The 26,025-nt window shown below is 33.6% G+C and carries 23 protein-coding genes; 10 read left to right on the forward strand and 13 right to left on the reverse strand.

The window, feature by feature from the left end:
• Position 1: 1 nt before the first annotated feature.
• From sprC to QLQ95_RS08140, 4 genes are all read right to left on the reverse strand, one after another.
• Positions 2-1,453: a gliding motility protein SprC gene (gene sprC, locus QLQ95_RS08125; protein ID WP_482503362.1), complete on the reverse strand. Its 1,452-nt coding sequence runs from the start codon at positions 1,451-1,453 to the stop codon at positions 2-4.
• Positions 1,450-1,854, reverse strand: coding sequence for a hypothetical protein (locus QLQ95_RS08130; protein WP_253251832.1), 405 nt, complete (start codon positions 1,852-1,854; stop codon positions 1,450-1,452). The genes sprC and QLQ95_RS08130 overlap by 4 nt, the downstream gene beginning before the upstream one ends.
• Before the next feature lie 100 nt (positions 1,855-1,954).
• A complete protein-coding gene (locus QLQ95_RS08135; RefSeq protein WP_482503364.1) occupies positions 1,955-3,247 on the reverse strand; it encodes a hypothetical protein in 1,293 nt (430 codons plus the stop codon).
• Positions 3,248-3,428: 181 nt separating this feature from the next.
• Positions 3,429-3,881, reverse strand: coding sequence for a hypothetical protein (locus tag QLQ95_RS08140; RefSeq protein ID WP_095930184.1), 453 nt, complete (start codon positions 3,879-3,881; stop codon positions 3,429-3,431).
• Positions 3,882-4,326: 445 nt separating this feature from the next.
• Between QLQ95_RS08140 and QLQ95_RS08145 the strand changes: the two genes are divergently transcribed.
• From QLQ95_RS08145 to recA, 4 genes are all read left to right on the forward strand, one after another.
• Entirely contained in the window at positions 4,327-5,475 is a 1,149-nt protein-coding gene (locus tag QLQ95_RS08145) for a DNA polymerase III subunit (protein WP_095930183.1), read from the forward strand.
• A 6-nt stretch (positions 5,476-5,481) separates the two neighbouring features.
• The gene (locus tag QLQ95_RS08150) at positions 5,482-5,865 is read left to right on the forward strand and encodes a DoxX family protein (protein ID WP_428237573.1); all 384 of its coding nucleotides are present in this window, start codon (positions 5,482-5,484) and stop codon (positions 5,863-5,865) included.
• A gap of 33 nt (positions 5,866-5,898) precedes the next feature.
• Positions 5,899-6,408 carry an acyl-CoA thioesterase gene (locus QLQ95_RS08155; protein ID WP_095930181.1) on the forward strand — a complete coding sequence of 170 codons (510 nt, stop codon included), beginning with the start codon at positions 5,899-5,901 and terminating at the stop codon, positions 6,406-6,408.
• Positions 6,409-6,551: 143 nt separating this feature from the next.
• Entirely contained in the window at positions 6,552-7,559 is a 1,008-nt protein-coding gene (gene recA, locus QLQ95_RS08160; protein ID WP_095930180.1) for a recombinase RecA, read from the forward strand.
• A 552-nt stretch (positions 7,560-8,111) separates the two neighbouring features.
• Here recA and QLQ95_RS08165 read toward each other — a convergent pair.
• Positions 8,112-8,855: a lysophospholipid acyltransferase family protein gene (locus QLQ95_RS08165; protein ID WP_320495390.1), complete on the reverse strand. Its 744-nt coding sequence runs from the start codon at positions 8,853-8,855 to the stop codon at positions 8,112-8,114.
• Positions 8,856-9,104: 249 nt separating this feature from the next.
• Here QLQ95_RS08165 and QLQ95_RS08170 point away from each other — a divergent pair, with 249 nt between their 5' ends.
• The 3 genes from QLQ95_RS08170 (at position 9,105) to QLQ95_RS08180 (ending at position 10,828) form a co-directional block, all read left to right on the forward strand.
• Positions 9,105-9,482 (forward strand): GxxExxY protein, encoded by a 378-nt coding sequence (locus tag QLQ95_RS08170; RefSeq protein WP_482503368.1) that lies wholly within the window; start codon positions 9,105-9,107, stop codon positions 9,480-9,482.
• Between the two features lie 122 nt (positions 9,483-9,604).
• A complete protein-coding gene (trpS, locus tag QLQ95_RS08175) occupies positions 9,605-10,579 on the forward strand; it encodes a tryptophan--tRNA ligase (RefSeq protein WP_482503370.1) in 975 nt (324 codons plus the stop codon).
• A 126-nt stretch (positions 10,580-10,705) separates the two neighbouring features.
• Positions 10,706-10,828 (forward strand): hypothetical protein, encoded by a 123-nt coding sequence (locus tag QLQ95_RS08180; RefSeq protein ID WP_256385528.1) that lies wholly within the window; start codon positions 10,706-10,708, stop codon positions 10,826-10,828.
• Positions 10,829-10,846: 18 nt separating this feature from the next.
• Here the strand turns inward: QLQ95_RS08180 and dprA are convergent, their stop codons facing one another.
• The gene (gene dprA, locus QLQ95_RS08185; RefSeq protein WP_482503372.1) at positions 10,847-11,947 is read right to left on the reverse strand and encodes a DNA-processing protein DprA; all 1,101 of its coding nucleotides are present in this window, start codon (positions 11,945-11,947) and stop codon (positions 10,847-10,849) included.
• A 237-nt stretch (positions 11,948-12,184) separates the two neighbouring features.
• Here dprA and QLQ95_RS08190 point away from each other — a divergent pair, with 237 nt between their 5' ends.
• Positions 12,185-13,156 (forward strand): HU domain-containing protein, encoded by a 972-nt coding sequence (locus QLQ95_RS08190; RefSeq protein WP_250834664.1) that lies wholly within the window; start codon positions 12,185-12,187, stop codon positions 13,154-13,156.
• Positions 13,157-13,282: 126 nt separating this feature from the next.
• Positions 13,283-13,717 carry a hypothetical protein gene (locus QLQ95_RS08195; protein ID WP_428237570.1) on the forward strand — a complete coding sequence of 145 codons (435 nt, stop codon included), beginning with the start codon at positions 13,283-13,285 and terminating at the stop codon, positions 13,715-13,717.
• A 42-nt stretch (positions 13,718-13,759) separates the two neighbouring features.
• Here the strand turns inward: QLQ95_RS08195 and QLQ95_RS08200 are convergent, their stop codons facing one another.
• The 5 genes from QLQ95_RS08200 to mnmG form a co-directional block, all read right to left on the reverse strand.
• Positions 13,760-14,518, reverse strand: coding sequence for a hypothetical protein (locus QLQ95_RS08200; RefSeq protein WP_320495381.1), 759 nt, complete (start codon positions 14,516-14,518; stop codon positions 13,760-13,762).
• Positions 14,519-14,596: 78 nt separating this feature from the next.
• Entirely contained in the window at positions 14,597-16,876 is a 2,280-nt protein-coding gene (locus tag QLQ95_RS08205) for a helix-turn-helix domain-containing protein (protein ID WP_482503375.1), read from the reverse strand.
• A 102-nt stretch (positions 16,877-16,978) separates the two neighbouring features.
• Positions 16,979-17,563 (reverse strand): OmpH/Skp family outer membrane protein, encoded by a 585-nt coding sequence (locus QLQ95_RS08210; protein WP_095930173.1) that lies wholly within the window; start codon positions 17,561-17,563, stop codon positions 16,979-16,981.
• Between the two features lie 234 nt (positions 17,564-17,797).
• Entirely contained in the window at positions 17,798-18,646 is an 849-nt protein-coding gene (locus QLQ95_RS08215; protein WP_482503377.1) for a class I SAM-dependent methyltransferase, read from the reverse strand.
• A gap of 334 nt (positions 18,647-18,980) precedes the next feature.
• Positions 18,981-20,852 carry a tRNA uridine-5-carboxymethylaminomethyl(34) synthesis enzyme MnmG gene (mnmG, locus tag QLQ95_RS08220; protein ID WP_320495377.1) on the reverse strand — a complete coding sequence of 624 codons (1,872 nt, stop codon included), beginning with the start codon at positions 20,850-20,852 and terminating at the stop codon, positions 18,981-18,983.
• A gap of 168 nt (positions 20,853-21,020) precedes the next feature.
• Between mnmG and QLQ95_RS08225 the strand changes: the two genes are divergently transcribed.
• Positions 21,021-21,842, forward strand: coding sequence for a hypothetical protein (locus QLQ95_RS08225; protein ID WP_482503379.1), 822 nt, complete (start codon positions 21,021-21,023; stop codon positions 21,840-21,842).
• 335 nt (positions 21,843-22,177) lie between these two features.
• On the opposite strand, the gene ybeY is transcribed toward QLQ95_RS08225, so the two are convergent.
• Positions 22,178-22,597, reverse strand: coding sequence for an rRNA maturation RNase YbeY (ybeY, locus tag QLQ95_RS08230; protein ID WP_320495374.1), 420 nt, complete (start codon positions 22,595-22,597; stop codon positions 22,178-22,180).
• Positions 22,594-26,010 carry a coiled-coil domain-containing protein gene (locus tag QLQ95_RS08235; protein ID WP_320495373.1) on the reverse strand — a complete coding sequence of 1,139 codons (3,417 nt, stop codon included), beginning with the start codon at positions 26,008-26,010 and terminating at the stop codon, positions 22,594-22,596. Before QLQ95_RS08235 ends, ybeY begins: the two co-directional genes overlap by 4 nt.
• Between the last annotated feature and the right edge of the window lie 15 nt (positions 26,011-26,025).

Below are 26,025 nucleotides of genomic sequence, written 5' to 3' on the forward strand. Positions count from 1 at the left end.
ATTATTTTATAACAGTTATTGATCCTTTTTTTTCACCTGTGTCGGATTGAATGACATAGTAATAAACGGGATTTACATTCTTAAAATCTACATTGTTTTGAGGCCAATCGCCTTGGTAATTCACTACATCCAAAACCATATCTCCGTTTGAACTAATGATCATTACCTTTGTATTTGCATTCTTATATTCGTCTGGAATATTCCAGTACGGATTCATACCACTTAATTTGATAATGTTTGGAATAACACTAGATGGGCCAGATTCTCCATTTATTCTAAATGTAAATTCTTTGCTAGAAACACATCCAGATGCCAAAGAAACCTTAGCTTTATAATTACCTTTAACAGCTACAACATAAGATCTTGTTGTTTCGTTCTGAATTAAGTTATCGTTTAAATACCATTCATAAGTTGCATCTGTAGCATCTGTCGTAATAGTAACCGTTACTGTTTCTCCTTCGCTTAATTTGTATCCATCTTGAGCATCAATAGTTGCTTCAAAACCATTACTTTTCAAGTCGATAGTTCCAGTTGCTTTACATCCACCAAAATCAACATCAACAGAATAAACTCCAGATTCGTTTGTACTATACGTACGATTTGTTGCTCCTACTATTACAGTTCCATTTTTCTTCCATACGTAACTATTTCCGGCAGTAGCTGTCAAAATAGTTCCTGAGCCACTAGCACAAAAAGGATTTCCTAAACTAGACTCTATGACAACTGATGAACCTGAAGCTGCAGAAGTAACGGTAACACGGTTTGAATAGGATCCCGAAGTACATGTGCCGTAATTAGTTTCTGCATAGTAAACTCCTGGAGATGTAACTTTATAATCTTTTCCACCATTGCCTTGTACAAGAGTTGGTAATGCAGTTTCACCATTATCTCTAAACCAATTGTATGATAAAGAAGGATATTGCAAAGGTGAATCCGGATTAGTAGCCACATCATCAATAGATAAAGTAAAACTTCCTCCAGCACAAAAAGCAGCACTACCATTAAATTTATTAATCGTATACTGTCTATCATGTGCTCTGTAATAGATTGGGAAAGAATTACTGAATCCAAATGAAACGAACTTACCACTAGAAAATCCAGTTGTAGAAACTCGAAGACTATAAGTATCTGATCCTACCAAATCTATTGGAACAGCAAACGTTATTCTTTTTTGATTGCTGGCAGGATCTGATACTGAAATAGTAGTTGTTTTTACAATATTAACGAAATTGTTAGTTGACAATTCGACTTCAAACACTGTTCCCGCAGGGAATCCGCTATATGTAAAGGTAGCATTATATTCGTTACCGCCAGGTCCAGCACAGATTCTATCAAAATCTAAAACCTGAGGGTTTATCGATTTTGACTGCGCATAAGAACTCGATCCAGTAAAGAAGATTATGCTGAATAATAGTAAAACTTTAAAAAAAGATAAAGTAATTTTTTGAATCATATAGTGCGTGTTCTTGCTAGATCTATACGCTCAAAAAACAAGATATCTATGAATGTTTCTGAGAAATCGTACTTGTAGTTTTCAATCACTTCTTTTGCAAGAACTGAAGTAGCCGCAAGTGTAGAATTCTCTTCACAATCGTTAGATAATGCATTTGACTCAGCCGCTATAGTAAGGCTGTCCTTGGGGTTGGACATCCCTACTATAAACTGATTAAAATTGCTGTTTTCAATAACAGCACTATTATTACTGTTCTTTTGGTTATTACAAGCCAAAGTTAAACTGTGCTCAGAACCAGCAGCCTTTGTAGGTTGTTCTGCTGTATTCTGTGCATATAGAGTTAACGAAATAGGCGAAACCAAAAATATTATATATAAAAAATATTTTTTCGTAGATACCATTATGTTTTGATCTTTATTTAGGCCCTTTAGACGATACATAAATTGTGTCTGGGGACTTAATTAATAAAATTTACGCGTGGGAAATAAAAATCGAAACTATTTATCTATTACCGCTAGAAGCTGTGATTTTTCCTAATTGTAATCTAAAATCTGGTTTTTTTGGATTGAACATATCAATGAATGTTTCTTTGTTGTCACTTTGTGACATTACGTTAAAGAAAACACTGTTTCCATACCAACTTTCTAGATCTTCATTGTTAGAATTGTACTCTGTAAAGATGTTTCCATTACATAAGTTGAAGTACATTTCCTCAAATTTGATTTTTTTAAGGTTGGCATCATTGATTTCAGTTTTGCTATCTAATAATACAGCAGGGTTAAATCCAGAGATTACACTTCTTTTCATTTCAAGAGAAGCATTCTCTGCTACATAAACAGCCTCTTTTACTAAACCTGCTTGAATATCAGCTTTAATGTTTTCGCTGTCGTTAACCATTGTAATATTACTAGCAACAACTAAAGTTTGTTTTTTAGTGAAGTCTGTTTCACTTTTCTTCTCATAAGATTTAACCTCCATACAACGAGATCCGTCTTTAGTACTTGAGAAGTAAGAAGATCTAACTGCTAGAGAGTTGAAGAAACGACATTGAACTCCTTGAGAAAATTTAAAGTCGTCGTTAACTGATTTATAAGATACGAATTTTGTAGCATTTAAGTCACCACCTAAGACTCCGAAAGAATCTCCTCCAGCGTAACTTACCATAATGTTTTCAAGAACAGTTTTGTTTCCAACAGCTGCAAGAGTCAAACCGTTGAAAGTATCTGAACCCTTTACTTTTTTACCAGCAAACTCGATTCTAACGAATCTTAAAACTCCAGAGTTTGAAGCTACATTATCACCACCGTAAGTAGTCATTGTAGGATCTAGGTCAAGGTTATAAGAACCAACATTTCCGAATTTGTTAATTGGTGCATCTCCAAGGATTACAATTCCACCCCAATCTCCAGCTTTTTTCATGCTGCGGTTTGAAGTAAATACAATTGGATCTGTTTCTAAACCATCAGCCACTAATTGTGCACCTTTTGTAATTACCAATGTTCCTTTTGTTTCGAAGTCACCAATAATTACAGTTCCAGGTTCGATAGTTAAAACAGCATTGTTTGTAACATAAACGTTTCCTTGTAGAACGTAGATATTTCTTTTTAGCAATTTAGTATTAACAGAAATGTTTCCTGCTAAAATTTGGTTTGCTTCTCCATAGTCAACTTTATTAGGCTTAAACTCGGTCCAGTTGTTTAACCAATTAGTGTAGCCCATAATTCCTTTCTCTTGTTGAGCACTCATACTCGTAACTGTCAAAAGAACGCAGATCAATTGAGTAATTTTTTTCATGATAAGGGGGTATTACGGTTAATAATAAATTTGGGTATGCGCAAATGCAAAAACTCCTCTCGAATTTTCTGGAATTTTACAGAACCCTCGAGAATGAGTTTTTTTTATTTTGTTTTCGAAGAATGTCAAAGCAATATTTTACTGAGACTTTCCAGAAAAAAATTTCAAAAAAAATGCTTTATTACATTTCGTTCAAATCGTTGAACTCGTGTAATGATTTCAATGTACTTTCGTAGAACAAAATTGCCGCGATTAGATTTCCTTTATCAGAGTAAGGCATCATTTTTCTTTGGAATTCTACAGTTGTATCCAAAAATGTTGTTGTACCAACTGCTTGAGCATCCAAAACTTTTTTGTGTTCACTATCGTCTGGAATACCAAGGTCGGCCATAGTAACTCCAGGTTTAGTAACCAAAGCAATGTAAGGGAGAGTTTTAACTAATACTTTGATACGCTCGATGTATAATTCCAAAAGTTCACCCTTTTGCATACCACTTAATTCTTTTTGATCATGGTATTTTCGGATAAGAGCAGTTGTACTAATAATACTTCTCGGTGCGTTTTTAGCTTGTGCTGAAACAGCCGCAGTAGTTAAGATAAAAAAAGCACTAAATAGAATAATTTTCCCTTTCATAGATTCTTATTTTATAATTGGTTGTTGATAAAAACAAAAATATAGAAATTAACTTAAATTACAACTCTAATGAATTTTTTTTTCAAAAAATTTCCTTAAAAAAACCTTAAAAACCAGTCTTATGTCGAGAAAATGTGCGTTTTAACGGGCTTTTTGTTAAAAATGTTAATTAAAAAATCGTAAGAGATTATCTATAAAAAATAAAAAATTAACTCTATAAATAGCCAAAAAAAACCTCCGTTTGTCGAATTTCGAAAAAAAATATTAACAAAAACATCTTGATATTTACTCACTTGAAGATATTTATTAACAAAATTCTGTCGAAAATGATCCGAATTTTTTAAAAATCATCTCCTCACTTCGACTCCGAATTTGAAAATTGTGAACTACTAAATAATCTTATCCTGAAAATTTTTGCCTCCACATTTTCTTCTATCTTTGCGCAATGCAATTTTCTCAAATTTTAGGTCAAGATTACATCAAAAGCCACTTGATAAAAAGTGCTGCTTCTGGTAGAATTCCTCATGCACAATTATTTGTTGGTCCAGAAGGAAGTGGCACATTAATAACTGCCATTGCTTATGCTCAATATATTTTGTGTAGCAATACCGGCGATGAAAATTTAAACGGAAACGATTCTTGTAATCTAAAGTTTGATAACATCTCTCATCCCGATCTCCATTTTATTTATCCAACCGTTACAACCGAAGATGTAAAAACAAAACCTAAGAGTTTAGATTTTATTCAAGATTGGCGCAGCTTTATTCAAGAAATGCCTTACGGAGGTTTGTTCGATTGGTATAAAATTCTGGGTGTACAAAACAAACAAGGAGAAATTCGTGTTGAAGATGCACAGGAAGTTTTAAAATCGCTTTCGCTAAAATCGTACGAAGGCGGATACAAAATCATGATTATCTGGATGGCCGATAAAATGAATATCGCCGCTTCCAACAAACTTCTAAAACTTCTGGAAGAACCTTCAGAAAAAACCATGTTTATTCTGATTTCTGAAAACGAAGAAGATATTATCCAAACCATACGTTCGCGCTGCCAGGTAATTCATTTTAACGGATTGCCAGAAAAAGTTATTGCCGATGCTTTAATTGCCCAAGAAAATATAGATGCCGGCTTAGCCAAAAAAATTGCACATCAGGCGCAAGGTAATTTTAGTAAAGCATTGCATTTGTTAAAAGAAGATGATGATGATCTTCCGTTCGAACAATGGTTTGTTAATTGGGTACGCGCCGCTTTTAGAGCAAAAGGAAATGCTGCGGCCATTCAAGATTTAATTTCTTGGAGCGAACAAATTGCAGCACTGGGACGCGAAAGTCAGAAAAAATTCATTCAGTATTGTATCGAAATGTTTAGACAAGCTCTAATGCTAAATTATCAGACGCCAAGTTTGGTTTATATAGAGCCCAAGGTCGATAAATTCAAATTAGAAAATTTTGCTCCTTTCGTAAACGGAAATAACATTCACGAAATATTCAAAGAGCTTTCAGATGCTTTGTATCATATTGAAAGAAATGGAAATGCAAAAATAATCCTTACCGATTTATCCATCAAATTGACTCGTTTAATTCATAAAAAATAATTCATAATGAACAATGTTGCCTCAATTTTACTTTTAGCTTTTCTAGCTTTAACTTTTTTACAATCGGGTTACGAAAAAATTTTTTATTGGAAAGATAATGTGGCTTGGCTAAAAGAACACTTTGCCAAAACACCACTAAAAAATCAGGTTCCGCTGGCTCTTTTACATTTACTAATTTTGGAATTAATTTCTGGAATTTTATGTGTTGTTGGAGGAATTCAATTATTTACAAATAATGGCAGAGAATTTGGTTTTTACGGAGCTATCTTTTCATGTATCTGTTTGTTAATGATGCTTTTAGGACAAAGACTTGCAAAAGATTACGATGGTGCGAGAACCATTGTTATATATTTTATACCAGCCGTTATGGCTGTTTATTGGTTAAATTAACCAATACAATTTTTAAATTTTTAGATCAAAAAAATGAATCCAAAACATCCTTCAGAATCCCTAACTATTTTAACTGATTTAGTTTTACCGAGCGAAACAAATCCTTTAAACAATCTTTTTGGTGGTGAATTATTAGCCAGAATGGATCGCGCCGCAAGTATTGCAGCCCGCAGACATTCGCGCCGAATTGTAGTAACGGCTTCTGTAAATCACGTTGCCTTCAACAGAGCCATTTCGCTTGGAAGCGTTGTAACCGTAGAGGCAAAAGTTTCAAGATCATTCAAAAGTTCGATGGAAGTTTTTATTGACGTATGGGTAGAAGACCGCGAATCTGGAAACAGAACCAAAGCCAACGAAGCAATTTACACCTTTGTTGCTGTTGACGATACCGGAAGACCAGTTGAAGTTCCAGCAATTATTCCAGAAACCGAGCTAGAAATTCAGCGATTTGATGCAGCGCTTCGTCGCAAACAATTGAGTTTATTGCTTGCTGGCAAAATAAAACCTTCTGATGCTACAGAATTAAAGGCTTTATTTTTATAGAACGATTTTGTGACAATTTGGAACAATCAAACTTCAAAAAAAGAAGTAATTTTACAAATTATAAAACAGATCAATAAGATTACGGAAGAATTTTCTTATTTTTATCCAGAAAGACAAAACAATAATTTAGATATTAGAAAAAAATGAGTTCAGAGAAAGAAGCCAAATTAAAAGCACTACAATTAACGCTTGACAAACTTGACAAAACCTACGGAAAAGGAACCGTAATGAAAATGGGCGACAGAGCCATTGTAGAAGTAGAAACGATTTCTTCTGGCTCACTAGGTGTTGACTTAGCTCTTGGAGTAAACGGATATCCTAAAGGAAGAATTATCGAAATATATGGTCCAGAATCTTCTGGAAAAACAACTTTGACGCTTCACGCTATTGCAGAAGCTCAAAAAGCAGGTGGTATTGCTGCCTTTATCGATGCCGAGCACGCATTTGATAGAAACTATGCTGAGAAATTAAATGTTGATATCGAGAACTTAATTATTTCTCAACCAGACAACGGAGAGCAAGCTTTAGAAATTGCCGAAAACCTAATTCGTTCTGGAGCTATAGACATTGTTGTAATTGACTCTGTGGCGGCTTTAACTCCAAAAAGTGAAATTGAAGGTGAAATGGGAGATTCTAAAATGGGTCTTCACGCACGTTTGATGTCTCAAGCATTGAGAAAACTTACTGGAACTATCAGTAAAACAAACTGTACTGTTTTCTTTATCAACCAGCTTCGTGAAAAAATTGGTGTTATGTTCGGAAATCCAGAAACTACAACTGGAGGTAACGCACTTAAATTTTACGCTTCTGTTCGTTTAGATATTCGTCGTTCTGCTCAAATTAAAGATGGTGAAAATGTAATCGGAAACAGAACTAAAGTAAAAATCGTTAAAAACAAAGTTGCACCACCATTTAAAACTGCCGAATTTGACATTATGTACGGAGAAGGTGTTTCTAAAACGGGTGAAATCTTAGACTTAGCAGTTGAATTTGATATCGTTAAAAAAGCAGGATCTTGGTTTAGCTACGGCGATACAAAATTAGGTCAAGGTCGTGACGCTGTTAAAACTTTAATTAAAGATAATCCAGAACTTGCTGAAGAACTGGAAATTAAAATTAAAGAACACATAAAAGAATTGGCAAATGCCTAAAAAATAAGTCGAAAAAAGACGCTTTTAAATAGCCGAGTGATGTAAAAATTACTCGGCTATTTTTATTTTGAAATAAATATGAAATTTTCACGCAACCTTTTTACAAAACTTCCATCTCTATAAAAAAGCAGTTTATAATTGGTACTGCCATATATCAATTTCGAGTTTTTTTTAGAATTTACGTTGGTTGGTTATTTGATTAAAAACCCGTTGGCATCTTCATCTGACGGGTTTTATCAAATTTTTTAAATTTTGACGCAACCTTTTTAATTTTTCTACATCTATAATAATGTGACATTAACTTGAGTTATTAACTAAACTCTTTATTATCAACCATTAATATTTTTAACCATGAAAGAAAAAATGGAATTGTTGTACAGTAAAAACCGAAGAAAAACCAAATTAAGATTTAAAAAAGTATTGCGTTTTATTTCAGAAAAGATAATTCACAGATAATAACTTTTGAATAAAAATAGGGGGTTTTTAATTCAAAGAAAAGCCGGTAGATAATTAAATCTATCGGCTTTTGTATTTTACATAATGTTTTTATGGTTATTCCTTTTGATAATCCATTAAACCATTATAAATCATGTTTCTAACTTGATCTCTTAATTCTTTTCTGTTGTCGCTTGTCAATCCTTTTGTTTCTACAAAAGGTAAAATTCGCGCGCGCATTTTTCCTGGACTTCCACTCAAAAAAGTATATGAAAAACGTTTCTTACTATCTGGATAAACAATTGGCACAATCGGAATCTGATGATCGATAGCCAATCTAAATGCGCCGTCTTTAAACTCATCCAGCAAAATGCTTTCGTCATCTGGAACTCCTCCCTCTGGGAAAATGCAAATACTTAAACCTTGATTTAATCTATTTTGAGCTCTTTTAAAAACTTCATTTTTACTTTTAGACGAACTTCTGTCAACTAGAATACAAGTTCTTTTATAGAAAAATCCAAAAAGCGGAATCTTTACCAGCTCTTTCTTCCCAACAAAAACAAACGGATTTTTAATTAAAGCCAACGTAAGCATAATATCGGTCATTGAGGTGTGATTGGCCACGATCATGTAACTTTTGCCTTTAATGAGCTTCTGTTCACGTTTTACGGTATAAAAGAAACCCATTCCGAAAAGGATGAATTTAGCCCAAATGCGGGCCATTTTAAAGAAATATGGATATCCTTTCTCAGAAAGGATAGAAACTACCAGAAAAGGTAACATAATGAGTATTGGAATGGCCATCAAAACGTAAAACCAAACTCTCCAAAGAATCCAAAAAGTAATTTTAAATATTTTCATAGCTTCAAATGTAAGAAAACCGAAATGAATTTTCTATATAGAATTTATTCTCCTCACTGCTTTTATTTCTAGCACAGAGATCGCTGAGTTTTTCCACAGAGTAAAGAAGTTTAATTTAATTTTCGAGATTTACTAAAGTAAAAGTTCTCAAAGATTCGTATTCTTTTGAGTTTAGCTCAAATTTTTCAAAATCCATTGAATAAATTTTTATATTTTTATACGAAATTCTGCGTTAAAATTAAATATAAAATGAATGAAAATGAAATCTCGACTCGTGTTATTGGTCTAGCAATCGAAATACACAGAAAACTTGGACCAGGTTTGTTAGAAAATGTTTATCAAGAATGTCTATTTTATAAACTCAAGCAAAAAGGTCTAATGGTAGAAAAGGAAAAACCAATGCCGTTAATTTTTGAGCAAATAAAACTAGACTGTGGCTATCGTATCGATTTACTGATTGAAAACAAATTCATAATTGAAATTAAAGCAGTTGAAACTTTAACGGTAAACCATTTAGCGCAAACATTAACATATTTGAGATTAGGAAACTACAAACTTGGTTTACTAATAAACTTTAATGAAGCGCTTTTAAAAAATGGTATCAGGAGAGTAATAAATAATTTTTAAAAACATCTAAAATACTGTGATCTTCAAAAAACTCAAAAAATCTTCCTAATCTCTGCGAAAAACTCTGTGAACTCTGCGCTAAAAAAACGAACTTTGCAGATCAAGTATAAGAAAAAACTAGAATGGCAAAAATACTTACTGGTGTTCAAAGTACAGGAACACCGCATTTAGGAAATTTATTAGGCGCAATTATTCCGGCAATCGAATTATCAAACGATCCAGCAAATGAATCTTATTTGTTTATTGCCGATTTGCATTCCATCACACAGATTAAAGACGGAAAAACTTTAAGAGAAAACACCTATAGCACAGCTGCGGCTTGGCTTGCGTGTGGTTTAAATCCTGACAAAGTTACTTTTTACAGACAATCTGATGTGGTTCAAACTACAGAATTGACTTGGTATTTGAGTTGTTTTTTTCCATTTCAAAGATTGACATTAGCACACTCTTTCAAAGATAAAGCAGATCGTTTAGACGATGTTAACGCTGGACTTTTCACATATCCGATGCTAATGGCTGCCGATATTTTATTGTATGATGCTGAATTTGTTCCTGTTGGAAAAGATCAGTTGCAGCATTTAGAAATTACTCGTGATGTTGCGTCTCGTTTCAATCACCAGATGGGTGAAACTTTTGTTCTTCCTGAAGCTAAAATTGAGGAAAACATTATGCTGATTCCTGGAACTAACGGAGGAAAAATGAGTAAATCTGCAAACAATATCATCAATATTTTCTTGGATGACAAAACATTACGCAAACAAGTAATGAGTATTGAAACTGATTCGACTCCACTTGAAGCTCCAAAAAATCCAGATACTTGTAATGCATTTGCGATCTATTCTTTGCTAGCAAACGAAGAACAAACTGCACAAATGAGAGCAAACTATTTAGGAGGAAATTACGGTTACGGACATGCTAAACAAGCTTTGTTCGAATTGATTACAGAAAAATTTAAAACAGAAAGAGAAAAATATAACTACTATATCAACAACCTTGAAGAAGTTGACGCTTTGTTGAAAAAAGGCGCTGCAAAAGCTTCGGTTATTGCCGATGGTGTTTTGGCAAAGGTTAGAGAGGTTTTAGGATTTGGGAAGTAATTCCATTTAAAAAATGTTTTCAAAGAAACGCTGATCATTTTAAAACTGGTCAGCGTTTTTCTTTTAATATTCATTTCAATTATTTTTTGTAACTTCAAGTATATTAACCTCTTAAAAATAAAAAAGATGGATAAGTATATTGAAGATTACAATGTTCCGCCGTATGTATTTCAAATTCTAAATATCGTTTTTGGGTTATTGCTGATTTACATTTTATATCGATTGTACAAGCACTTTATAAGAAAATAATATATAGGATTTTCTGCGTTAAATTGACTCAAAAAGTTTTCCAGGAAGTGGTCTTATAACGCCTTTTAATTCCATACCAATCAGAATTCCAGATAGTTTGAAGATTGGAATATCACATTCAATTGCGATGGTGTCTAATAATTCCTTTCCGTTTTTCTGGAGAAAATCATAAACCTTTTGTTCTACGGGTTCTAATTCTATAAAAAGCTGTTTCTGAATCGTTTTTGGATTTTCTTTAATATCCCAATTCAACATATAAATCAAATCTGCAGCACTTGTTAACACATTTGCTTTCTGAGTTTTAATTAAATTATTACAGCCTTGGCTATACTTATCGGTCACTCGTCCTGGCACTGCAAAAACATCCCGATTATAATCATTAGCCATATTTGCCGTTATTAAAGATCCGCCTTTATCAGCAGATTCTATCACGATCGTAGCTTCTGCCATTCCTGCCACGATGCGATTTCTGCGAACAAACTTTTCCTTATCCGGATTCGAATCACTCCAAAACTCGGTTATAAATCCACCCTTCTTTTCCATTCTGGCCATGTACTTTTTATGAGTTCTTGGGTAAATTTGATTTAATCCATGAGCCAGTACGCCAACCGTTTGCAAATTAAAATCCATTGCTGCCTGATGCGCCACGATGTCGACTCCATAAGCAAATCCGCTTACAATTACAGGATCCAGAGGAGCAATATCTTCTATCAATTTTTTACAGAAATCGGTTCCATAAGAAGTAATCTGACGCGTACCAACAATGCTAATTATTCTTTTGTTTTTGAAATCCAGATTTCCAGCGGTAAAAATCAGAATGGGTGCATCAATGCAATGCTTAAGCCGTTCTGGATAGTTTTCATCCTGAAAAAAAGAAATCTGAATATTGTTATTTTTAATAAACGAAAGTTCTTTATCCGCTTTCTCAAAAACACTTTTATCTTTCAGATTTTTCAATAAAACACTTCCAATTCCGTCAACAGCTGCCAATTGCGAATTTTTAGCTTTAAAAACAGCCGAGGCATCACCAAAAGAATTAAGCAATTTTTTGCCCATTATATCTCCCACTCCATCAACCTTTAATAAGGCAAGTAAATTAAATAATTCCTGATCGTTCATTGTTTTTAACATTATGTAAAATAGAAAAAATAAATCTACTTTTTATGAGGCGCAAATATCTATAAAACAAAGTAATTTCTTAATAAATTTAGAAAATAATTCTTACGGTGCTTTTTAAATAAGAAAAACCAACCACTTAATTAATTGAAAACGAATTGTCTAAAAATAATTCTGAATTGTTAATAAAAATTGTGAATAAAATTTTGATAACTATACGCGTTGTCTAACTTTGTTACTATGAAAATCGAAGTATATATCTCACAGTTATTGTATCGTTATCAGTGTGTAACGGTTCCAGGGTTTGGTGCATTTTTAACAGAAACTCATTCGGCGCAGCTAAATGAAAGCACTAATTCGTTTTTTCCACCAAAAAAAACCATTTCTTTCAACAGCCGTATCAAAAATAATGACGGATTGTTGGCAAATCATATTGCACAAGCAGAAAAAACATCTTATGGTTTTGCTGTTAGCGCGATTGCTTTTGAAATTTTGAATTGGAAAAAAGCATTAGAAGAAGATGGCGTAATTCTTTTAAAAAATATTGGAGAGCTACGTTTAAATTCTGAAAGCAATATTGTTTTCAAGCCAAACGATCAGACCAACTATTTATCTGCTTCTTTTGGACTGAGTCCTTTTGTTTCTCCAATGGTGAAAAAAGAGGCATTCGAGAAAAAAATCGAAAAGATTGCAGCAAAAGAAAAAGATGCTGTTTTAATATACGAAAGTGAAGAAGAAACCAAATCTTCGAATCCGTTCTTGCGATATGCTGCGATTTTGGTTTTAGGACTAGGAATTACAGGAAGCATTGGTTATCCATTATACCAAAATCAAATTGATAACCAAACACTTGTTGTAGAACAAGCGGTTCAGAAAAAAGTGCAAAACAAAATTCAAGAAGCCACTTTCTTTATCAAAAGTCCACTTCCAGCTGTAACTCTTTCTGTAGATTCTGCTGCTGTCGAAACTGTCGAAACCACAATGCCCTACCACATTATGGCAGGTGCTTTTAGAAGTGAGCAAAATGCTAGAAAAGCTTATAACCAATTAATTAAAGATGGTTTCAAAGCTAGAATGCTGAAAGAAAACAAACACGGTTTATTTCCTGTTTTGTACGGAAGTTATGCTACAATGAAAGAAGCAGAACAAGCTCAAAAAGAAATACAAAAAGGCGAAAATCCACAAGCCTGGATTCTGGTCGAAAATCTATAAAATACTTTTAATCCTGTTCGAAAGAGCAGGATTTTTTTTGCCTTATTCTGTTGTTTTAAAATCTTTGAATGGACACTTCTTAAACTCTATTCAAATAAATTCGTCTTCATAAAATTTAATACAATCATGAAGACAATTTTTAAAACCTTTGCTTTTTTATTACTACTAGGCTCTCAGTCCATTTTTGCACAACAAACCAATTCTGATCAAGAAAATCAAATAAAGAAGAACGAAGCTCAAACACAGCAAGTTCTTAAAGAAAATTATAAAAAGCTTGATGATAAAATTGCTGTACTCAAAAAAGAACAGAAAGAATTGGAAACCAAAAAGAACACTCTTGTTAAGGCTGAAAACCAGTTAAAATCGACTAGAGATAAAATTGAAAAGTTGGAAAAGGCCAATCAGAAAATCGAAAACAAAATATTGACTACATCAGTTTCTGACGAAGAGATTCAAAAGCAAAAAATTAAAACCAAAGAGAATGAAGTTACAATTCAGAAATTGAAGCTTACGCAAATTTCTCAAGAAAAAGAATTAGAAAAAGTACTATCAAATATCTAAACAAAAAAGCCTGATTCGTTCTGAATCAGGCTTTTTTAATGTTTATCGTGAAACAATTTTTGCGTCTTGAGATAGGATTTCTTTTCCAGACTGATAAACGGTCAATATTGCTGGCGGCGAATCTTTTTGTCCCAAAACAATAAAATAGCATCGGTATTTGAAATTGCCTTTTTTAAAATCGAAGTAATGGTTTCCTCCCGTTCCATCTGCAACAAAAACTCCTTTTTCGATTACGAGATCTGGAGTTTCAGTCATTTCCTGTTTGATCGACCAAGAAGCATAGCGATAATTATCATTTCCTAAATCATCGATTCTAATTCTGAACTTCGAAGTTTCAAGAACTGCAACAGGTTCTTTAAAATTTGAAAGTGAAGAATTTACTCTTTTTTTCTGCTTTGCGATTAATGAATTTTTTAATTTCAATTCTTCCTCCGATTGATTATTGATGCTAATAATTCTTCCATCAATATCGATCCACATGTCTCCACGATTTAGCATAATTCCGCGCCATCCCACTTCTGACCAATCTTTTGGATCCGATTTTGTTATTTTTTCAATTAAAACCTTATCAAAAATTTGGTTATATCTTTTCACAAAATCTGCTTTATCCTTCACCGAAGGAATTGGATAATCTCGCTTGAATGGAAATTTTATACGATTTGCAATTGCATCTTTATCGCCATTTTTTACTTCGAGAATAAATTTCGAAATGAACTTTTGATATTCTGGTTTCAAATCCTGGGCAATCAAAAACGAAGAATTAAACACCAGAATTGTTAGTAATATTTTAAATGTTTTCATGTCAAAAATAATTTAATGCGTTAGAAATTAGATTTTTGAAAAACAGAAAACCGTGTTTCACGTGGGACGTTCAAAAAATTAATTGATGCTCGCTTTGAACATTTTTAGTTCGTCCCAAGTAAATTCATCTCCATATTTTTCTTTCAAAGGACTCAAAGATTCTTCTTGATAAAACTGAAAAGCTTCTCTCAAAGCCAAAATTTTATCATACGGAAGAACATCGGTAATTTCGATTTTCTTCGACTGAATAAGTCTTATCAAATGGCCTTCGATCGTTTGAACATTTAATTTACGCATTCTCGCAATATCTTCAACCGAATTTTTATCCATCCACAAATCGTACGTTTCTTCGACTGTCGTTTTTTTAGCCGTTTTAAGCTCGCCTTTCTCCGTCTTAGTTGATTTGTATCGAACAACGGGCTCTTCTGTCCTAAAAATGTCCGTATTTGTCGTTTTCAGCTCTTCTCGAATCCTTTCTGCTTTGTTCGTTTTGTAATTTTTAATATTTGGCGATGTTAACTTTTCTTTACTGATTTCTTCGCCGGCCACAACCACTTCGATCAATAACTTGGCTTTCATCAATCTCAAAACCGCCTTGGTCTGAAGATCTTCCAAAAAGTTAAGCTCTTCGTAGAATTCTTTTACTTTTTTAAATTTTTGAATTTCGGCCATTTTATAAATCAGATCATCAACCAATTTGTCCATTGGCTTGAAAAAATAATCGTAGGCCGCATCTACCCTTTCTTTCACAAAAAACAAATCGACCGTTTCTTTGATGAAGATTTTATTGAGTTGCGAAATGAATTTCTGCGAAGGATCTAAAAGCTGTTCTATAATTTCCATTCGTTTATGCGCCCAAACCGCATGTTTCGTTTTTTCGGAACCTGCTGCGTTTTCGTTATAACTGAAACGATGATTTCGCCATTCTTGCGCCAATTCTCCCCAATTAAAACTGTTTATCAAATAGTTGTGAATAAAATTTTTGGTTTCGAAGTGAAGCGCTTTCTCCAAAGTTTCTTCCGTTGCTCGGTTCAAAGCGTAATCCATCACATCTTGGTCGTTCGAAATGCCATTCATCTGCATCGGAGAAAGCAAAATAAGCCCGTCTAACGAACGCAAACGCGAAAGCGCTACATAGGCCTGCCCAGGCAGAAAAACTTGCGATACATCGAGCGCTGCTTTGTCAAAAGTTAAACCTTGGCTTTTGTGCACCGTAATCGCCCATGCCAGCTTGATTGGATAATGCGCAAAAGTTCCTAAAACCTCTTCTTCGATATCTTTGGTTTGTTCGTTGACTTTGTAGCGGATATTTTTCCATTCGTACTTCTCCACTTCGAGTGTCATGTTCTCTTTTGGAAAGTGAACAAAGATTTCTTCGTCAGAAAGCGATTTGATTACGCCCATCTTTCCGTTGAAATATCTCTTTTCAAAAGACAAGTCATTTTTAACGAACATGATTTGCGCGCCCACTTTCAATTTCAATTCTTCTTCAACAGGAAATATCTTTTCTGGAAAATCTCCTACCACAAATGGCGTATATATATATTCTTTACCATCTAAATCATTGATTGACTGCGAGTTGATAGAATCAGCCTTAGCATTATGCGTTGTTAGCGTGATATAGCCTTTGTTCTCTTTGAAGTCAAAATCTGGCTTAACATATTGATTTAGAATAGTTATGTCCTCGGGAGTGATCTGGTTATTTCTTAAATTGTTCAAAACCGAGATAAAAGCATCATCGGTCTGGCGGTAAATTTTTGACAATTCGATATAAATCGGCGGATACGTCTGGAGAACATGAGAATGGAAAAAGAATTTCCCACGGTAGTAGTTTTTCAGTGTTCGCCATTCTTCATCGCGAATCACTGGCGGCAATTGCAGCAAATCTCCAATAAACAAAACTTGAACTCCACCAAACGGATGAGTGTTTCTTCGAACAGTCTGCATCATGAAATCGACTGCATCCAACAAATCGGCACGCATCATACTCACTTCATCAATCACAAGAAGCTCCATGTTTTTAATTACATTTCGCTTGACGTTATTCATTTTGAAATGGCGGCGAAGTGATTCTTTGTTTTCAAATTTTACTGTTTCTGTAAATTGGGCGCTCACATCATACGATGGAATAAACGCAGAAAACGGAAGTTGAAACATGGAGTGAATAGTTACGCCACCCGCATTCAAAGCAGCGATTCCCGTTGGTGCAACGACCACAGTATTTTTATGCGTTGTGGCTATAATTTCGCGTAAAAGCGTAGTTTTTCCCGTACCTGCTTTTCCCGTAAGGAAAATAGATTTCTGGGTCTGATTGATGAATTGCAAAGTATAAGCTGCCGCTTCTGAAACGTCCTGCATTGGGCTTGTATTAAAAAAATAAAATTACCGCATTTTTATAAAAAGAAAAAACCTAAATCGCAGTGGATTTAGGTTTTCAGTAATTTAGTTAGTTTGGTAGTTTTATTTTTTAGCTTCGCCTTCTTTTGTTTCAGCTGCTGGTTTTGCATCTGTTTTTGGCTCTGCTTTGTATTTATCATTTAAAGCTTTGATAATTTCTTTTGTAATATCGTATTTCTCTTCAGCATACAAAATTGTAGCAGCATCTCCTGTTCCGTAGATGTAAGAGTAACCGTTTTTCTTTCCGTAGTCTTTAATGAATTTTTTAACTCCACTAACAAGAGAATCCATTTCAACACCACTTTCTTGTTGTAATTGTTGTGCTAATGCTTGTTGTGCATAACCTAATTGCTGCTCTCTTTTTTGCAATTCAGCTCCTCTTTGCTGTGCCCAAGCTTGACCGTTTGCTTGTGCCTGGCTTTGAAAATTAGCAGCGTCTTGTTTAAAACGTGAAATCTCAGCTTGTAATTGTCTACCTTTTTCTTCCGCTTGAGCTTTGTACTTTGCCTCTAAATCTTTTGCCTCAGTGTATTCTTTCATCAAAACCGAAGTATCCACGTAAGCTGTTTTTACTTCCTTTACCTCTGCTGTTTTGTTACAAGAAACTGCGAAAACTGAAAGTGCGATAATAACTAATGCTTTTTTCATTTTTTTTAATTCTATTTTTTTAAGTATTGAAGACAAAAATATAAAAAAATCAATAGCATCAACATAAAGTTTAAAAAATGCGTAAAATTTATGATATTGTTTTTATTTATCGAAAAAAATATCACCATAAACCAACGCTATCGCAGTATTTTAGATGCTTTTTTGCTTTTTTTATATCAACCATAAAAAGCCACTCTGTCCTTTTAGGGTAAAATGGCTTTCTGTATTTTTGTGTTATTTATTTTTTAAAATATAAATATGCGATGAATATTCTTTTGAGTTCTTCGCTTTCCAATTTGATTTCAAACCAATCAAAAAAGCTTTAATATAATTCATCTTTCCCGTTTTGTATTTTTCAGACAAAAGGCTTACGTAAAACGAATCGAACTTCATTGGAAGAACTTTTTCCAATTTCATATCTACTCTTTCAAAAAGCAATTGAATTGATTTTTTTGAAAAATGCCAAAAATGAATTGGAACATCATAAGCAGCCCAAAAAGTTTGATAATGGTTTGCATCAAATGATTTGTAGTTCGGAACCGCAATAATTAATGTTCCAGTTGGTTTTAATAAACGCTTCAATTCTTGGATCTGAAGTTCTAAATCTGGAACGTGTTCTAAAACGTGCCACATAGTAATCACATCCAGAGAATGATTTTCTAAAGTGTTTATTTCTTCTACAAAAGAAATTCCTTTTTCTTTTGCAATGTTTTTAGCACGATCGCTCGGCTCTACTCCAATTGTTTCCCAACTGTCATTTTTTGCTGTCAAGAGAAAATCTCCAGTTCCAGCTCCAATATCTAAAAGTTTTCCTTTTTGTGGTTGTTGGTTATTAATTAAATTCAATTTATTCTTAAGAGCAATATTTTTCACAAAGTGATATGCTTTTTCAAATAAAGAACGTTTGTTGTCGGTATGCGAAATATAATCTTCGCTTTCGTAATATTTACCTAAATTTTGAAGTTCAGGTTGTGGAGAAGTAATTAGCATATCTAAATCTTCATCATAATACAAATCAAAAATTTCTTTTGAAACAGAGTGGTCTTTTACCGTAAGAAAATGTTTTTTATTTAAAACGTTCATTTTTTAAATTTATAGATATTGGGTTTAATTTATAGCAAATCCTAAAAACGAAATTATATCGCTTTTAGGATTTTTTTGTCTTTTTTATTTTTAATTCTTCTGTAGATTTCTTTCACTTTTCATAATTCAGCACACCTGTAAAGTTGCTTTAATAAGATATTCTTTCACTAAATTTTCAAAAGGTTTCACGTGGAACAGCAACAATTTTAGATTTCTGACTTTAGATTTATAATGGATTCTGAAAATAAAAAACCGAAAAATAGTTTCACGTGGAACAAGTCATTTTCAAAATATTACAATAATCTGAAATCAGCAATCTAAAATCTAAAATTATTTACCTTCCCATATAAATCAAAAGCACCGAAATATCACTCGGTGATACTCCGCTGATTCTTGAAGCTTGCGAAATAGTTACAGGACGAATCTTGCTTAATTTCTGTTTTGCTTCAATCGACATGGATTTAATTTTATTATAATCGAAATTGTCTGGAATTTTTACTTCTTCCAAACGATTCAATTTATCTGCATTATTTCTTTCTTTTTCGATATAACCAGAATATTTAACTTGAATTACTGCTTGCTCTACAATTTCTTCATCCAAATCATTTTCTTCAACATACGCTGAAACCTTTTCAAATTTCAACATATCCTCCAATTCAATTTGTGGACGAGAGAAAATCTTGAACATTTTATCTCCTTGAGAAATTGGAGCCGATTCTTTCGCTTCTAAAATCGGATTTGTTTCGGCAATCGTAACACTTGTTTCTTTGAAGAATTGAACCATCTTTTCAGATTCGTTTAGTTTCTTTTCCATTCTTCGTAAACGATTTTCAGAAGCTAAACCAATTTCGTATGACATTGGAGTCAATCTGAAATCGGCATTATCTTGACGCAACAATGTTCTATATTCTGCTCTCGATGTAAACATACGATATGGTTCTTCTGTTCCTTTAGTAATTAAGTCGTCAATTAGAACTCCGATGTATGCTTCATCACGTTTTAAAATTAATGGATCTTTTTCGTGCACTTTTAAATGCGCATTTATTCCAGCCATCAAACCTTGAGAAGCTGCTTCTTCATATCCAGTTGTTCCATTAATCTGTCCTGCGAAATATAATCCTTCAACTAGTTTCGTTTCTAAAGTATGTTTCAATTGCGTTGGTGGAAAGAAATCATATTCGATAGCATAACCAGGTCTAAAGAATTTTACATTTTCAAAACCTGCAACAGAACGAAGCGCTTTAAATTGAATATCCTCTGGAAGCGAAGTTGAAAATCCGTTTACATAAACTTCGCAAGTATTCCAGCCTTCTGGCTCAACAAATAATTGGTGACGCTCTTTATCTGCAAAACGATTTATTTTATCTTCGATAGAAGGACAATATCTTGGTCCTAAACTTTTGATTCTTCCGTTGAACATTGGAGAACGATCAAAACCTTCTCTCAAAATATCATGAACATTCAACGAAGTGTATGTCATGTAACAAGAACGCTGATGCGTTAACGGAGCGGTAACATCTGAATAAGAAAACTTAGCTGGCTTCGCATCTCCTTTTTCTTCATTCATTTTAGAATAATCTAAAGAACGCCCATCTACTCGAGGTGGCGTTCCTGTTTTCATTCTTCCAGCTTCAAAACCTACTTTGATCAAATCTTCGGTAATTCCGGTTGCGGCACTTTCTCCTGCTCTTCCTCCTCCAAATTGTTTTTCTCCAATATGAATTAAACCGTTCAAAAAAGTACCATTTGTCAAAACCACAGATTTGGAACGAATCTCCACTCCTAGTGAAGTTCTAATTCCTTTTATCTTTCCGTCTTCAATAATTAATCCTTTTACCATTTCTTGATAAAAATCAAGATTTGGAGTTGCCTCCAACATCATTCTCCATTCTTCTGCAAAACGCATTCTATCACTTTGAACTCTTGGCGACCACATTGCAGGTCCTTTTGATTTATTCAGCATCTTGAACTGGATCGCAGTTTTATCTGAAACGATTCCTGAATAACCACCAAGCGCATCAATTTCACGAACAATCTGTCCTTTTGCAATTCCACCCATGGCAGGATTACAAGACATCTGTGCTATGTTTTGCAAACTCATTGTAACCAATAAAGTTTTCGATCCCAAATTTGCAGCCGCAGCCGCAGCTTCAGAACCAGCATGGCCTGCACCAACCACAATAACATCGTATTCTTCTAAAAACATTTTGTTTTATTATTCTCCAAAAACCGCTAACGCGGTTTTTAGAATTAAATTTATTTCTTTCTTGTTCCACGTGGAACTTTATATTTCATTTCAAGTTTTAAAATTTCAGGTTTCAAGTTCAAACTGAAACAGGTCAACTGGAATTCTTAAATTCTGAAATCAATAAAAATGTTTCACGTGAAACATTTTACTTCATTCAAATCAAAACTCTCAAATCAAAACTCTCAAATCAAAACTCTCAAATCAAAACTCTCAAATCAAAACTCTCAAATCAAAACTCTCAAATCAAAACTCTCAAATCGAAACTCTCAAATCGAAACTCTCAAATCGAAACTCTCAAATCGAAACTCTCAAATCAGAACTTTTAAATCAGAACTTTTAAATCAGAACTCTCAAATCAGAACTCTCAAATCAGAACTTCCAAATCAGAACTCTCAAAGCAGAACTCTCAAAGCAGAACTCTCAAAGCAGAACTCTCAAAGCAGAACTTCCAAACAGAGCTTCGAAACAGAGCTTCGAAACAGAGCTTCCAAACAGAACTTCCAAACAGAACTTCCAAACAGAACTTCCAAACAGAACTTCCAAACAGAACTTCCAAACAGAACTTCCAAACAGAACTTCCAAACAGAACTTCCAAACAGAACTTCCAAACAGAACTTCCAAACAGAACTTCCAAACAGAACTTCCAAACAGAACTTCCAAACAGAACTTCCAAACAGAACTTCCAAACAGAACTTCCAAACAGAACTTCCAAACAGAACTTCCAAACAGAACTTCCAAACAGAACTTCCAAACAAAACTTCCAAAAAGAACTTCCAAAAAGAACTTCCAAAAAGAACTTCCAAAAAGAACTTCCAAAAAGAACTTCCAAACAAAACTTCCAAAAAGAACTTCCAAAAAGAACTTCCAAAAAGAACTTCCAAAAAGAACTTCCAAAAAGAACTTCCACACAGAGCTTCTAAAAGAAATGTTTCACGTGAAACATTCTAAACTTCCATTCTAAACTTCCATTCTAAACTTCCATTCTAAACTTTCATTCTAATCTTCCATTCTAAACTTCCATTCTAAACTTCCATTCTAAACTCCCAAAGAACATTTTCAAACCATGTTCCACGTGAAACATCTTTTTTTTCTCTTTAAAATTCAAACTTAAAAATCGTTCCACGTGGAACGATTTAATCTTCTACTCGAATTCTTTACTATAACGTTCCACGTGGAACGTTATAAAACTCTTTTATTTTCTTAAACATGTTTCACGTGGAACGTTTAAGAAAATCAAAAACCAGAACGTTTCACGTGGAACATACATCTTAAAAGAGATTTAATTACCGTTCCACGTGAAACATCTTCATCTTCTCTTCTTCCTTCTGTCTCATTAATTCAGCTTCCTTCTCTGACTTATCTTTGTATCCACAGTAATGTAGTATACCATGAGATAGCACTCTCTTTAGTTCTTCAGTAAATGAAACATTGAAGTCTTTTGCATTGTCTGCAACCCGTTCTACAGAAACAAAAATATCTCCATTTAACTCGTTACCAACAGTATAATCAAAACTAATAATATCTGTAAGTGTATCGTGATCTAGATATTCAACATTGATCTTATGTAGATATTCATCATCACAAAATATATAGTTGATCTCTCCTTCATTCTTATTCTCAGAAACAATTACAGCACTTAGCCAGTCACTAAAAGCCTGCTCGTCTCCTAAAGTAAAATCTGTTTCGTAATTAAAATTTATCATTTTGTATTAAAGTATTCTTGAACTTTTTGATTAAAATTCGAGCGCAAAGGTAGTGATTGTCTGTTTAATATCTCAACGCTGTTTAAATATTCCAATAATGAACTTGGCAAAGCATTTGAACGATTACTAAATTCAGCCTTATTAGTTTCAGATTGTCTTTGTGTATCTTGCCCTTGTTGCTGAACTGCGTTGTTTAATTTCCATAATTCTTGTTGTATATTTAGTATACGCTGCAGGTTCTCATTCTTAAATCCTTTGTTCAAAATCTGCTTTTCAGATTGTTTCATTTGATCTATTATAGATTTTCCTTGAGCATCCAAACCTTTCTTTGCTAACTCCTTTTGCAATGCTTCTCTAAGTTTAACTTGCTCTTTGTATATCTCCATAATAGCTTCTGCACCTCCTTCTCCATCTTCACCATCATTACCATTCTTCTCTCCTTTTCCGCTCTTACCCTCTTTACCAGAAGAACCTTTATCTCCACTTTTGTTACCTTGTCCTTCTTTACCCTGACCTTCTTTTCCTTGTCCATTTTGCCCTTGTCCATTTTGCCCTTGTCCCGACTTTCCATCTTTACCTTCTCCAGGTTTATCTCCAGATTGCTGTCCAGGTTTCATACCTTCTTTCATCTTATCAGCAAGTCCTTTTTGTTTCTGAATAATATCTGGCAATTGCATTCCTTGTCCGTCTCCTGGTTTAGGTTTTCCCGCTCCCGGTTTAGACATAGACATCTGCATATTATTCAATAAATCACTCAAGAAATCGGCTAACTTATTAGCAGATGAAACTGCATATTGTTGGTGTGAAACTCCACGAGGAATTTGAACATCGGTTAAAGTTTCAATAGCCTTGTCCATGTTGTATTGTACGTTTCCAATTTCTTTAGTTACGTCTTCTGCAACCTTTGGATTACGTAATGAAAGTGCAAACAAACTATCATCAACATGTCTAAACTGCTGTTTCAAATTCTGCTGAATCTTGATGTTCTTTGTAAATGTAGAGGAACCCAATTTCATTGCTTTGAACTGTTTCATCACATCTTCTTGTGATAAAGAATAAGCCAAAAGATTATCTAGAATCTGACGAAGCATTGCTACATCTTCTTCCAATTGTTCTTGTTCTCCACCTTCCATTTCGTTCTGCATTTCTTGAGCCATAGACTTCATTTTCTTAGCTGCACTTTTCTGCTTTGGCTTAGCCGCAGAAGTATTCTTTTTGCTCAATTCTTCAGAAGCTTTATTAAGATCATTATCTACATCTTTCTCTTTAGAAGCATCAGATGGAATATCCAAAGGTTTCTTCAAAGTCTTATTCTCTTCTTTCAAATCCTTTAAATCTTCCTGAATCTTATCAAAAGATTTATTGATTTCATCTTGCTTCTCTTTCGTATTTTCTTTCTCTTTATTAGATAACTGTTCTTGTTGTTCTGACAGTTTGTTTAGTTTTTCAGCAACTTGCTCTGCTTTCTTAGAAACATAAAAACGCTTGGTCAACTCCACCAATTGTTCTAAATTACGAGATTGGTTTTTACTGATTTGTTTGAACTTTTCCATCTTATCAAACAGTTCTTCGCTGTTTAACTTATCGTTCAAGTTCTTTAATTCGTCTAATAATTTCTGATTCTTTTCTAAATCTTTCTGTGCATTATCTAAACGCTTTTGCAAATCCTCAGCAGTTTTATCTTTCTTATCATCTTTGAATTTATCTAGATTCTGATTCATTTTCTCAGAGAATTGTTTCATCATTTCGTCTTGTTGTTTCTGACGTTTGATAAAATCATTGATCTTCTGCTGATCTTTAAACTCTAAATTATCTTTTTCTTTTCCGGTATTCTGAAGCTTATCCATTTCTGAAATCTGCTTCGTTTGGTTCTTCAAAGATTTAGATAAACTATTAATATTTTGATTTTGTTGCTGTAATTCCTGATCTTGAATTTCATCTGTTGTAGCTACACGATCTGAAAATGTAGAAGACTTTGTAGACTTAAATCCGTGTGGAGCATCGTTATCAAAAACTTCAAAATAGTATTCATAGGAAACTCCTTCTTCTACTGGGAGATTGCTTGGGAAATTAAAAACAAACTGATCAAATACTCCTGCCTTTACAGGAATGTTTCCACGCTTAGCAGACTGAGGTTTGTTACGTTCGTAGTAAACAATTTGCAGTTTCGAAAGTCCATAATCATCACCCAATCTACCTAGAATATAGTTCTTATCTAACTTCAAACTATCTGGCGCTGGCCCCACATTGATGGTTGGAAACTGATCTTTTATCACAGACAGCTGATAGTCCAATTTCTCGTAGTTTTTAACCTTATCGTTAGACGTAAGAATTTGATATTCTGTATTTTGACTAATATTTTTAGCCAATTTAAACTCATTTTCTACCTTATTAAACTTAAAAACTTCATTGTCTCTTTTCCACGCTACTTCTTGCGTAGATTTGGTGTTCATTTTCCAAGTTACAGTTGTTCCTTCAGGTACTATTGCGTTTCCAGTTCCTTGAATTGTCTCTGATTTTTTCTTTAGATAAGAAGGAAAATTCAAAACCATCTCGAAGTTTGCAATTGATGGAACAGTGATAACTTTCAAATCATACTCTTCAGAAACTACCGAGTTTCCTTCAAAAGAAAAACGAATATCTTCTGCTGGTTTCTCCACTTTAAATTCAAACTTTCCAGGTTGAGAAGATTCCATAAAATAACTTTCATCACCAATATGAATCATTACATTTTCTGGAACTATATTCCCAACAGATTCCATTTTGATCACGAAATCTTTGTTTTGCTCTGCTTGCAAATTCGAATTCAAAACCACAAATTTGAAAGGAGCTGGCGGTAAAAAAGCAGAATTGAAATGCACTACTCTATTCAAACTTTGCGAAATAATATTACTATTTCCAGAAATATAAAACACCGCAAAAAGTAAAATTGGAACTAAAGCCAATGGTAAATATTTTTTATTTGCTTTAAAATTGATTGCATTTCCAAACGGAATTGGTTGCAAAGAATTTGCTTTTTGTTCGATTGAAGCTAAAACCAATTCCGAACTTTCATTATTATTTTCAGAAGACAATTGCAAAAAGTTCGTCAGCTTATCACTCACTTCTGTGAAATGATTTCCAATAATTTTTGAAGCTTGAGTATAATCAATTCCCTTTTGAAGTTTGAATAATTTAAACAAAGGGAAAATAATTAAACGGACCAAAAGGAAAACTTCAACTCCAACAAATAACCAAAATAGAAAAGTTCTTCCCAGAGGTTTTAGCCAAAGAAAGTACTCTACAAAAAGCGTAAATAGAAAATATAGTAAACCAAAACCAGTAAAAAGTAATATCCCTTTTATCAATTCGTTGGTATAATATTTCTTAATGAAAGCCTCTAGCTTTTGATATATCGCAGATGATGTTTTCAAAATAAATCTGTTTTA

Source organism: Flavobacterium sp. B330r, assembly GCF_056824325.1.

Excerpts from the sequence above, each read along its gene's own strand:
- QLQ95_RS08170 (WP_482503368.1), top strand. The coding sequence starts at position 9,105 with ATGAATGAAAATGAAATCTCGACTCGTGTTATTGGTCTAGCAATCGAA.
- QLQ95_RS08150 (WP_428237573.1), top strand. The coding sequence starts at position 5,482 with ATGAACAATGTTGCCTCAATTTTACTTTTAGCTTTTCTAGCTTTAACT.
- QLQ95_RS08200 (WP_320495381.1), bottom strand. The coding sequence starts at position 14,518 with ATGAAAACATTTAAAATATTACTAACAATTCTGGTGTTTAATTCTTCG.
- QLQ95_RS08155 (WP_095930181.1), top strand. The coding sequence starts at position 5,899 with ATGAATCCAAAACATCCTTCAGAATCCCTAACTATTTTAACTGATTTA.
- QLQ95_RS08130 (WP_253251832.1), bottom strand. The coding sequence starts at position 1,854 with ATGGTATCTACGAAAAAATATTTTTTATATATAATATTTTTGGTTTCG.
- QLQ95_RS08190 (WP_250834664.1), top strand. The coding sequence starts at position 12,185 with ATGAAAATCGAAGTATATATCTCACAGTTATTGTATCGTTATCAGTGT.
- QLQ95_RS08135 (WP_482503364.1), bottom strand. The coding sequence starts at position 3,247 with ATGAAAAAAATTACTCAATTGATCTGCGTTCTTTTGACAGTTACGAGT.
- QLQ95_RS08195 (WP_428237570.1), top strand. The coding sequence starts at position 13,283 with ATGAAGACAATTTTTAAAACCTTTGCTTTTTTATTACTACTAGGCTCT.
- QLQ95_RS08145 (WP_095930183.1), top strand. The coding sequence starts at position 4,327 with ATGCAATTTTCTCAAATTTTAGGTCAAGATTACATCAAAAGCCACTTG.
- mnmG (WP_320495377.1), bottom strand. The coding sequence starts at position 20,852 with ATGTTTTTAGAAGAATACGATGTTATTGTGGTTGGTGCAGGCCATGCT.
- QLQ95_RS08165 (WP_320495390.1), bottom strand. The coding sequence starts at position 8,855 with ATGAAAATATTTAAAATTACTTTTTGGATTCTTTGGAGAGTTTGGTTT.
- dprA (WP_482503372.1), bottom strand. The coding sequence starts at position 11,947 with ATGAACGATCAGGAATTATTTAATTTACTTGCCTTATTAAAGGTTGAT.
- QLQ95_RS08210 (WP_095930173.1), bottom strand. The coding sequence starts at position 17,563 with ATGAAAAAAGCATTAGTTATTATCGCACTTTCAGTTTTCGCAGTTTCT.
- QLQ95_RS08225 (WP_482503379.1), top strand. The coding sequence starts at position 21,021 with ATGTTTCACGTGAAACATTTTACTTCATTCAAATCAAAACTCTCAAAT.
- recA (WP_095930180.1), top strand. The coding sequence starts at position 6,552 with ATGAGTTCAGAGAAAGAAGCCAAATTAAAAGCACTACAATTAACGCTT.
- QLQ95_RS08180 (WP_256385528.1), top strand. The coding sequence starts at position 10,706 with ATGGATAAGTATATTGAAGATTACAATGTTCCGCCGTATGTATTTCAA.
- QLQ95_RS08205 (WP_482503375.1), bottom strand. The coding sequence starts at position 16,876 with ATGCAGGACGTTTCAGAAGCGGCAGCTTATACTTTGCAATTCATCAAT.
- trpS (WP_482503370.1), top strand. The coding sequence starts at position 9,605 with ATGGCAAAAATACTTACTGGTGTTCAAAGTACAGGAACACCGCATTTA.
- QLQ95_RS08140 (WP_095930184.1), bottom strand. The coding sequence starts at position 3,881 with ATGAAAGGGAAAATTATTCTATTTAGTGCTTTTTTTATCTTAACTACT.
- ybeY (WP_320495374.1), bottom strand. The coding sequence starts at position 22,597 with ATGATAAATTTTAATTACGAAACAGATTTTACTTTAGGAGACGAGCAG.
- sprC (WP_482503362.1), bottom strand. The coding sequence starts at position 1,453 with ATGATTCAAAAAATTACTTTATCTTTTTTTAAAGTTTTACTATTATTC.
- QLQ95_RS08215 (WP_482503377.1), bottom strand. The coding sequence starts at position 18,646 with ATGAACGTTTTAAATAAAAAACATTTTCTTACGGTAAAAGACCACTCT.